The sequence below is a fragment of the Vibrio sp. genome (assembly GCF_038138445.1).
Taxonomy (GTDB): Bacteria; Pseudomonadota; Gammaproteobacteria; order Enterobacterales; family Vibrionaceae; genus Vibrio.
On the sequence record NZ_JAYQDQ010000125.1, the window covers coordinates 1 to 9006 of the forward strand.

The following is a 9006-nucleotide window of genomic DNA, read 5'->3' on the forward strand; positions in this document are numbered from 1 at the left end:
ACAATACCGAATTTAAAAGGAAATGATTAGATGGGGTTTACCGCCAGCTTACGAACGAACGGTTTGCTCTAAGTTCTCCACACAAATCGCGATATGCTGAATACCACCACAACCATGAAAGTCAACAAACTCTTGGGTTTGTGATCGCCCATCAAATCGCGTCGACGGCTGATTGACTGGTATTTTGATTCGCTCATCAAAGTCGCTGACCACGATTGAATTGAGCCCAGATGTGCCTGTTTGCAATAACTTGTCATCAACCGACCAAAAGCGTCTAAAGCATAACGAGTTTATATAAAAATCAACTACCTCATTCATTTTTCCTTGAGGTTGATTCGCCACTACATGATCGATTCGGCCCATAGGTACAGGAGGCAAGCTTTCAGCAAAAGCATTAACTAAATTTGGCTCTATCGGATGAAAACCAGGAAGAAACAAACCGCGATATTGTTCACGCTGTATAAAGGAGTGCACTGTGTTTCCATAAGCTAGCACACTAGCGATGAGTACCTGACCATGCTCATCTTCACTGTATGTAGGCGGTAAGATAACTTGAGCGCCATTTGATTTTGCATGCTCAAATGTTTTTTGTACATCTTCAACACTAAAAGCAACATCACGAACCGCATCGCCATGTTCTTTTACAAAAGGCGCTATCGTTTCATCATTTGGATTTAATGGTGATTTAACAACAATACAGGCTTGATCACCTCTCAAAACGTAAGCCGTAAAGTTTTTTTCACCCGTTTCTAATCCGGCATAGGCAATCGTTTTAAATCCTAAATGCGTTTCATAAAACATCTTGGCCTGAAAAGCATTACTGACCCAAAATTCAATATGATGGAAATCAAAATACTCACCACATTCGGGCCGCTGTTCACTTTTGCTATACTTCACCCCCGCATCCGATCCGACCAAACTTGAAATATACGATGGTTCTACTTGCATAAAAATACCTTTTTATCATTTAAATCAAATACTTAAAAAATAAAAATATGGTATTCTATTTTAAATCATGATTACAACCTCAAAATAAACTCAGTTGTACATATCGTGAATTAGAAAGGCTCAAAGGGTGTTTAGCAATACGTTAGATCCAAACCTGTTCTTTTGATGATACAGTCACTTCAGTATGCTCATCACCAGTATGTGCGGTTGAAGACGGCTCTATCATCATAAAGTGGGTATCTGTTTGCGCTTTAGGACAGTGCTCAACCCCTTTAGGGACAACATACATCTCGCCCGGATTAAGTACTACGTTTCCGGCCTTCATCATTAAAGTTAGTTGACCTTTAAACACTATAAAAAGCTCGTCTTCATTCTCATGTTTATGCCAAACAAGCTATCCACTTCCTTTTGCTATTTTCACTAACTGTCCATTTGACTCAGCGATAATTTTTGGTGTCCATTCTTCAGAAAATAAACCAAATTTTTCACTAACGTTAATTTTATCCATATCAATTCCCTTGGTGTTTAAGGCTATATTAAGTCGCACTGGTCACACAGGTATGAACAACTTTCCAGTTTCACTCAATCTGTAAATACGATTATTGGTGACATATTCCAAATAGCTTAGGGTTACTGTCTGAGCACTCGCTCTATAAACGCTGACTTTTTTTCACGATAGTCATCTGCAGACCAACCCTTGCATAATAGTTTTAGCTCATTGTACTCTTGGACTAAGTCAGGATCTTCACGAAGCTTATCTCTAAACCTTACAAAGAAATTAAATTCTGGACCATTCGCTACAACTTGGAAAGCTACATCTTCACCAGATCTAGACTCCAGCATACATAGCTGCGGAGTCCTTAATGTATTAAGTTTTTCTCTGAAGCCAAGCGTAGTAAGTCGTGTCACTGATTTCTCTAGTTCACTAGCATTAACACCGACAAGTATATCTAAATCACCCTTAGATATTGCATTGGGGATGGAAGAAGAACCAATATGTTCAATAACCGCATCTGGAAGCAAAGCCGCTATCTTAAGCTCATACTCGCGATACAAAACTTCACAAGAGTTCTGATATTCATCGGCTTTGTAAAACTTCATTTATGCTTCCTAAAGAAATAGCGACCTAAACAATACGTGCTCAAAAATAATGATACTTGCAGATACAAACTTGGATGCTAAAAACAGTAATCGCAAAAATATTAAGTATTACGAATCAACTAAGCGATTTTACTCACATGATTTGAACATGTATACAAAGTGCTCGCTTTCATCCCAACCAAATACGGCTTTGACCGCCTCATATTCCGCTGACTTTTTAAGCTCAAATAAAAAACTATAGTCATTATCGTTAGCTTTGCGGGTTTGGTACACCTAACTCTCCTAGTAATCAAAAAATAAGTTCACCTTATCTATACGCTGGGTCACATAGTACAGAACGGCATCTGGTCAGAATCACTGTTGATCACATTACCCCACCAAGTTTAAATATAACCGCTCTGTCAATTAAAAATCATTAATGTATTCATGATGTTAGAAAGATATCATCAATGCAAAATTACAGTCAATATTTCGCTTTGATTACATTCACCTGAAATTTAATTCTTTGCTATCTGGCAGCATCCCTTAGCCCCAACATAATGTATGACTAAAGGAGAAACTATGAGGCTAGATAATGTATCAGCGGCAATACTGACTACACTCACCATTTCAGGGTGTGGTGGAGGGAGTTCGTCAGGAGACAGTAATACAAGTACCAATCCCTCGGCTTCGAGTAGTGTCAACCCTTCATCTAATCAAACGCTTGCAGCACCAAAGGCACGAGCATTAAATGGAAATATGATCTTTGCTATCGAGGGGCTAGTTGATAAAGGTGGAAGCGTGTCCAACTATTCTTCGATTCCTGTTAAGCCAAGCTTACCTGCTTTCAAAGGTGCTGACACTCGAAAGGTCAATATAAGCATCCCTACTCCAACCATTATTATTGATAATGATAGCCGCTGGGTTCATGACTGGCACTGTTATCAAGCGGTCGGGCTAAGTGCGCAGAGGGTAAATAATCAGTTGTTGATGGATGGTACTTTTTCTGAATATCGCTATGACATGAATGCGAATACCTGTACGAGTGAGCATTTAGCAACTTATGTGTTTAACAATGCTGTGTTTACTTCATCTTTGGTATTTGAAAGCTTTGGAAGCATTACATCTAAAACTCAGCAGAGCTCTGAGCAAACGCTGCCCACCTACTACTTTATCGCTTTGGCTCATGCCCAACAGTTACAAACAAGTTTAGGTAAGGCTTGGGAGCAAATGCAAAGACCCCAAATTTCCGCTGCTGCAAAAAGCTCCGGCGCTTCAATATTTCAGCTAAATGACTCTTCTGGAAAGATAAAGTTGGATTTAAGTCAGTTAAATACCGACGTCATTATAGACTTCGCATCATTAGATAAAAATCAAATGCTTAGCGGTTCAATTTGGGGAATGCCAGGCCAGGGTGTCGCGGATAAAAGATGGTGTCGAATCGTCAACATCCCAGATGACTTGAGTAATACCAGTATAAAGTATCAGTCAGTCATCGCGACTAATTGTGCAAGATCCACACAGCGATACTGCGATCAATCGAAGCAATCTACTGCTGGTATTTATCCGCCGGTTTCGCCCATTGCATGGGATAACAACACTGCAAACAACGCTCAATTAAACTCAAATGAACAACATCTAAAAAACGAGCAAGGTCATTTTATTGCCAATAGCGCGGCACAAAACTCGTTTGTTCTTGATTCTTACACCGCTGTTAGCCCCATCTTCGGCTACACCAACCCTAGAAGCGATGGGAAAGTTAACAACGCTGGTCTCAATAGTTGGGTTGGTCACGCTGGTCACTGCCAAAATGTGATGAATAGTCGCCACACTAAAATGGGAATAGGTTTTAGAGTGGATAGATCAGACCCATTAAAGGTGTCTTATTGGACCCAAGATTTTAATTAGCAACAAAACAGGTGCGGCCACTTCAGAATTGATAAGGTGGCCGCACCTTAATAGTTCGTCGATTCGCAATCAATAGCGGCTGTGCATTCCATATCGGTGTGACATGTCGTCATTCATTCGACCTCCCTTCCAGCCACCGCCGACCAGTAAGTTAAGTACATCTTGTGCATTGTATTCCTTGGCTTCAAAAAAATCATTGGATATATCATTGCGAAGCAGCTTGAGCGAAGGACTATTCTCTAAATCGAGGTCATCGGGATGAACAAACAACGCCAAGGCAATCTGCTGCTGACGCTTACATAACAAACTAGCACTCGTGTTTACTTGTCCAAGACTGAAGTAATCACGGCTGCCATAACCTTTTGCTAACCTACGCGAGAGTAGCTTAATCACTTTTTTAATTCTACGACGCTGAATATATCTAAACATAGTAACCCCTGAGCTAACGGTTTATGTCGTGCTCCCCATGCTTCATTGTCTGAAGGGAAAACACCATAAACTGTTTATCACATTGACAAAAGCACAAAGCCCGCTTTAAAGACGGGCTTTGTGCTTTTGTTTTTTATTTCATCAGGCTTGTGCTGATGAAGAACATTCTTCTTCAGTCGTCTTATCAAACTCAACAATTGAATACTCGTCACTATTTTGAGCTATAGAGTTTTGATACCCATCATAAGAACACTCTCCAATATCATTTCTCGGACATATAGAGACCTGATTTTTATCAATCATCTCTATTCCACAGTTCGGACAATATTTACTCATGAGACTTCTCCTGACGTTGTCTGCCTTGTAAGTACAGGCATATATCCTGCTATTAAAACTCTAACTGTTTTTGACTGTGAAGCCAGTCATAGTACATTCAGGTTTACAGCTTTATACACTTGATTACACTATTTACTGCATTTTATATTGGTTTTACAACATAAATATGACATTGAGCACAAATTAATTTTGTGCCACAAAATTTGATTCGGGCTTACTATAAAGGGTCCTTGCTATATAAGCAATGATCCCTAAATTTATTATAAGTAGTGTGACGCTAACCATACTTGGGTGATGAATCGCTGCATAGATTTCAAAAGGCACATAAATAGCACAGCTGATTAGTGCTAACCATTCAGTCCAACGAAACTCATGCCACAAGCCATAGGCCTCAATCCATCGAATCACTGTATATAGTACCGCAATACTCATTAACAAGTTCATACTTAGCTGGGGGATCCGCCTCGAAAAGTCGATGATCATCTCAGAGATTGGGTGCACAGGGTTAAGATGAAAATGCTGAACAAGCAGCTCAGCCAATTGACGTAAGTCTTTGCTCGGAAAATAGTATATTCCTAAAACGACGGCAAATGAAACAAAGCCTTTTAGCGCCTCTACAATTGCAATGACCTTCAGGCCTGATCTGGTTTCAACTTGCATAACGCTCATACCCCGTACAACATTTTTGAGCATAACTTCAGTGACAGTAACATGCGGATACAATATTAAGTGAAAACAATGTAAAGTTTTCGCCAAATATACACTAAAAAAATGATACAAATAATTTAATTCATTATTTGTATATCATTATACTGTCTGACTTGTAGTGAACGTCTTCTCTGACCTTGTCTAACCAAGCATATCGTTTAGTGTATAAGCGACGTTTATTCTTGTTCAATGTGCTAGAGTCCTTACGAGCAGGCTCCAGCGGGATATCATACATATATTTTGATACTTGCTTTCCTCCGTACTCTGCCCATAGCTCGGCATATTGATAGCTGATGCTTGAACGCTTTGAACCTGTATACCTTAGCGCTTGGTAGACATGACCTTTATTGGTAATTCCATAAAGAGTGTCTATTCCCCATTCTTTTGCCAGCATAAGCAAAACTTCTAACATCAAGGCTTTTGGTCTTAAGCCATGCATGCCTCGAGTCAATGATTTTATCACCTCTCCGCGATCGGTAATCTGTTCACTAGGTCCTTGCAAAGCACCAATATAAATCTCTCGCTTAGGTGTGGTTGATATATTAAAAGCCAAAGTAAATAGATCACGGTTGGTCGGGTCAAGTAACTTTAAGGCGAGCGAACCCTCTCTTTCCGGTCCTGAACATAGGAACAAAGAACAGTCGAGTATATCAATCAGCGGCCAGCCACCATCAGTATAAAAATGCGTGATGTTGGGTCCATACATCTGATATAAGGCTTGAAAGTGCTCATGAATCTTCATCGCTCTCTGGCGTGGACGCCAGTTTAAACACACATATGGCTTCAGTGGTTTCTCAAAGATTCTGGGGTGATTATCTTTGATCAGATGAAACTCTGGTTGGTCAAACAACTTCTGCATAGACCGTAGAACCGAAGGCTTAAGCATAGACCACATACAGAATCGAGCATTATAACGTAGCTTTTTAGCGCCCTTAATTTCCGGGTACACGCTCTGTGCCATTCTGGGCAAAGACCGGATAAAATGGATGTAATTGATAATCATAGCGAAACTTTACCTAAACTCGACACAATGCAAGAAGCCCGACCAAATGGTCAGGCTTAAAGCTAAAAATGAAAATTAGAAGCTATAAGAGACTGTCGCTCCAACGAGCCACTGATTAGCGCTATCTACAATAGGCGAATCTGCAATTTCGTCACCAAGGCGTGTATAGGTTGTGGTTTGAGTCAACTGCCAGTTATCGCTGATTGGCAAAATAACTTTATAACCTACATCGTATGAGACATCACCCTTACCTGTATATGCTTTACGCTTTTGGGTTGCTTCTTTATCTTGTACGCCAAAATAGTAATCAACATACTCTTTGCTCTGATATGAAACACCTGCAAATGGAACAAAGTCGGCTTTACCGATAGTTAAAGGTAAGAAGTATTTTACTCCCGTTAAGTAACCATCGTACGTGTCTACAACATCATGCTGATAATAAGTTGAAATAGTGCCTTGAGATAGGTGGAAGTCAGCATTGATACCAAGATCTAAGCTTAGGTGGCGCTTATCCATACCTTTAAGAAAGTCTGAAGTATCTTTGTCGTACATAAGACCTGATGTACCCAGATAACCACTCAGGTTAAACACATCTCCCGTATTACCAAGAAAGCGGTAGTTGATACTTTGAAGTGTAACGTTAAGATCTTCCCCTTGGTAACCGAAGTTAGCAAGTGGCGCTACATTGTGCTTTTGGCCTTTGTATAGATCGGTCATACCCGCAGCACCAAGCTCAGCAATCCAGCTATTTTCTTTATTGTAAATGTTACCATTACGAATATACGCATCACCTGCGTAGGCAGCATTTGCCATTGTTATCGCTGTGATTATTAGAGTGAGCTTTTTCATCATTTTGTCCTCGTGTTAACTCATAATGAACACTGTACAAAACTATCTGAATAGTAAATATGATGAGTTTGTCGGGCAATTGTCACGAATTGTCAGGCAAGGATGACAAACGGGGAATACATATAGTGAATTTGGCACCACCTAGCGGGCTAACACCCACTTCAATATTCCCAGCGTGACGATCGATAATCAGTTTAACGATCGCAAGTCCAAGGCCAAATCCAGTATTTAATTTATTTCTTGAAGGGTCTGCACTGTAAAATGGGTCAAAAATCACACTCCAATGCTCCGCTGGAATCCCTGGTCCATCGTCTTCTATGGTAATGAATACATCATTCTCATCCAGTTTGGCAGACAAGCGAATTTTCTGATCCACATACCGAAGAGCGTTTGAAAGAAGGTTATTAATGACACGTTTAATAAGTGCGCTATCTGCTTGAATCACAATAGAGTCTGGAACTTCCAGTTCCACAATATCCCGATGATTTCCAGGAAGTTTATTGACCAGTCCTTCTACATAAGTCAGTAGTTCAATCGGCTCAATATTAAGAACCGTTTCTGGCCTCTCAACCTTGGCAAAGTACAATAACTCATCTGCCATTTGCTCCATTTCTTCTGTATCTTCTATGATGCTGGCAATTTTCCCATGCTGCTCTTGGGTCAAATTCTCATCCTGCAACATCTCTGCTTGCCATTGAATTCGAAAAATAGGCGTTCTTAAGTCATGAGCAATGGAGTTCGTTAAGGAGCGGTTGCTGGTAATAAGGTCCGAAATCTTATCTGCCATATAGTTAAAGCTATCATTCAAAGAGCCAACTCTATATCGGCTGCCAGTTGGCGCTCGAGAATTAAAATCACCTTGTGCAAATTTGACTGTTGCTTCTTCAAGTACTCTAACTCTTCGGCTAAGAAACCAAATGAATACGGACGTATATATGAAAAAACCAGCTAAGATAAAGCCCCAAAGTAAGTCATCATCAAAGGCTATAGCTTTACGAAGACTGGACTCCACATCTGGTTTGACTCGATAAACAATATCTGGGGATGAGAGCATAAACCAAAATTCACGTTCGTCATCATAAAAAGTAAATAAGTGGGTTCTATCACCACTGAAGTAACTTTTTACCTCAGCGGGCACTTTTGTGATAGGGTAAATAGTCAGGGTTTTAGCAGTTTGATTAATGAAATCACGAAGAACGCTTAATGCCTCTTTTTCTCCTTGGCTCTCAGAAATAGACATAAGAACTTCTCGAAATGCAGCACCCTCAAGGTCTTCCAAAACATAGTCATAATCAGTATTCATCTGATAAACGATAAATTCATATGCCATTAGACTCATTGTAAAAAGCAATAGTAGTCCGGCAAATGCTTCTATATAAATTCTTCGCATATTTACCTACTTGTTGTGCTACCAGCTATCGGGAACGAACAAGTATCCTTTCCCCCGAACGGTAATAATGCGCTTAGGGGTAGCTGAACTATCACCTAATTTTTTTCTCAAAGTGACCACTTTATTATCAATGGTGCGATCTAACCCATCATACTCAATGCCTCTGAGTTCCTTGGTTAGCAAATCTCGCGATAGCACTTGGTCTGGAGAACTCGCTAATATCCAAAGCAAGTCAAAATCACTATCTGATATATTGATTTGAATATTATTCAGTAAGCAAACTTTACGTGAGCTGTTTAGACGTAAGCTGGCGGTAAACCCCATCTAATCATTTCCTTTTAAATTCGGTATTGTC

General features: G+C 40.0%; 9 protein-coding genes and 3 pseudogenes. 1 reads left to right on the forward strand and 11 read right to left on the reverse strand.

Annotated features, from left to right (window positions below; genetic code table 11):
- Window positions 1-48 precede the first annotated feature (48 nt).
- From AAFM34_RS19415 to AAFM34_RS19430, 4 genes and pseudogenes are all read right to left on the reverse strand, one after another.
- Window positions 49-948 carry a VOC family protein gene (locus AAFM34_RS19415; protein WP_341665668.1) on the reverse strand — a complete coding sequence of 300 codons (900 nt, stop codon included), beginning with the start codon at window positions 946-948 and terminating at the stop codon, window positions 49-51.
- A 142-nt stretch (window positions 949-1090) separates the two neighbouring features.
- Window positions 1091-1456, reverse strand: a pseudogene (locus tag AAFM34_RS19420) (cupin domain-containing protein).
- Between the two features lie 122 nt (window positions 1457-1578).
- Complete coding sequence (locus AAFM34_RS19425; protein WP_341665670.1) at window positions 1579-2049, reverse strand: GrpB family protein; 471 nt, start codon at window positions 2047-2049, stop codon at window positions 1579-1581.
- Between the two features lie 168 nt (window positions 2050-2217).
- Window positions 2218-2322: pseudogene (locus AAFM34_RS19430) on the reverse strand (N-acetyltransferase); the annotation flags it as partial.
- A 288-nt stretch (window positions 2323-2610) separates the two neighbouring features.
- Here AAFM34_RS19430 and AAFM34_RS19435 point away from each other — a divergent pair.
- Window positions 2611-3936: a CAP domain-containing protein gene (locus tag AAFM34_RS19435; protein ID WP_341665672.1), complete on the forward strand. Its 1326-nt coding sequence runs from the start codon at window positions 2611-2613 to the stop codon at window positions 3934-3936.
- A 69-nt stretch (window positions 3937-4005) separates the two neighbouring features.
- Here AAFM34_RS19435 and AAFM34_RS19440 read toward each other — a convergent pair whose 3' ends face one another.
- From AAFM34_RS19440 to AAFM34_RS19470, 7 genes and pseudogenes are all read right to left on the reverse strand, one after another.
- Window positions 4006-4365, reverse strand: coding sequence for a DUF6559 family protein (locus AAFM34_RS19440; RefSeq protein WP_341665674.1), 360 nt, complete (start codon window positions 4363-4365; stop codon window positions 4006-4008).
- A gap of 141 nt (window positions 4366-4506) precedes the next feature.
- Window positions 4507-4701, reverse strand: coding sequence for a hypothetical protein (locus AAFM34_RS19445; protein ID WP_341665676.1), 195 nt, complete (start codon window positions 4699-4701; stop codon window positions 4507-4509).
- A 183-nt stretch (window positions 4702-4884) separates the two neighbouring features.
- Window positions 4885-5361 (reverse strand): DUF2127 domain-containing protein, encoded by a 477-nt coding sequence (locus tag AAFM34_RS19450; RefSeq protein ID WP_341665678.1) that lies wholly within the window; start codon window positions 5359-5361, stop codon window positions 4885-4887.
- Window positions 5362-5494: 133 nt separating this feature from the next.
- Window positions 5495-6412 (reverse strand): VirK/YbjX family protein, encoded by a 918-nt coding sequence (locus tag AAFM34_RS19455; protein ID WP_341665680.1) that lies wholly within the window; start codon window positions 6410-6412, stop codon window positions 5495-5497.
- Between the two features lie 75 nt (window positions 6413-6487).
- Window positions 6488-7261: an outer membrane protein OmpV gene (ompV, locus tag AAFM34_RS19460; protein ID WP_341665684.1), complete on the reverse strand. Its 774-nt coding sequence runs from the start codon at window positions 7259-7261 to the stop codon at window positions 6488-6490.
- 82 nt (window positions 7262-7343) lie between these two features.
- Window positions 7344-8591, reverse strand: a complete 1248-nt coding sequence (locus AAFM34_RS19465) for an ATP-binding protein (protein ID WP_341665682.1) — start codon at window positions 8589-8591, stop codon at window positions 7344-7346.
- A gap of 78 nt (window positions 8592-8669) precedes the next feature.
- Window positions 8670-8957 (reverse strand): annotated as a pseudogene (locus AAFM34_RS19470) (winged helix-turn-helix domain-containing protein); the annotation flags it as partial.
- Window positions 8958-9006 lie beyond the last annotated feature (49 nt).

Excerpts from the sequence above, each read along its gene's own strand:
- AAFM34_RS19415 (WP_341665668.1), bottom strand. The coding sequence starts at position 948 with ATGCAAGTAGAACCATCGTATATTTCAAGTTTGGTCGGATCGGATGCG.
- AAFM34_RS19425 (WP_341665670.1), bottom strand. The coding sequence starts at position 2,049 with ATGAAGTTTTACAAAGCCGATGAATATCAGAACTCTTGTGAAGTTTTG.
- AAFM34_RS19435 (WP_341665672.1), top strand. The coding sequence starts at position 2,611 with ATGAGGCTAGATAATGTATCAGCGGCAATACTGACTACACTCACCATT.
- AAFM34_RS19440 (WP_341665674.1), bottom strand. The coding sequence starts at position 4,365 with ATGTTTAGATATATTCAGCGTCGTAGAATTAAAAAAGTGATTAAGCTA.
- AAFM34_RS19445 (WP_341665676.1), bottom strand. The coding sequence starts at position 4,701 with ATGAGTAAATATTGTCCGAACTGTGGAATAGAGATGATTGATAAAAAT.
- AAFM34_RS19450 (WP_341665678.1), bottom strand. The coding sequence starts at position 5,361 with ATGCAAGTTGAAACCAGATCAGGCCTGAAGGTCATTGCAATTGTAGAG.
- AAFM34_RS19455 (WP_341665680.1), bottom strand. The coding sequence starts at position 6,412 with ATGATTATCAATTACATCCATTTTATCCGGTCTTTGCCCAGAATGGCA.
- ompV (WP_341665684.1), bottom strand. The coding sequence starts at position 7,261 with ATGAAAAAGCTCACTCTAATAATCACAGCGATAACAATGGCAAATGCT.
- AAFM34_RS19465 (WP_341665682.1), bottom strand. The coding sequence starts at position 8,591 with ATGGCATATGAATTTATCGTTTATCAGATGAATACTGATTATGACTAT.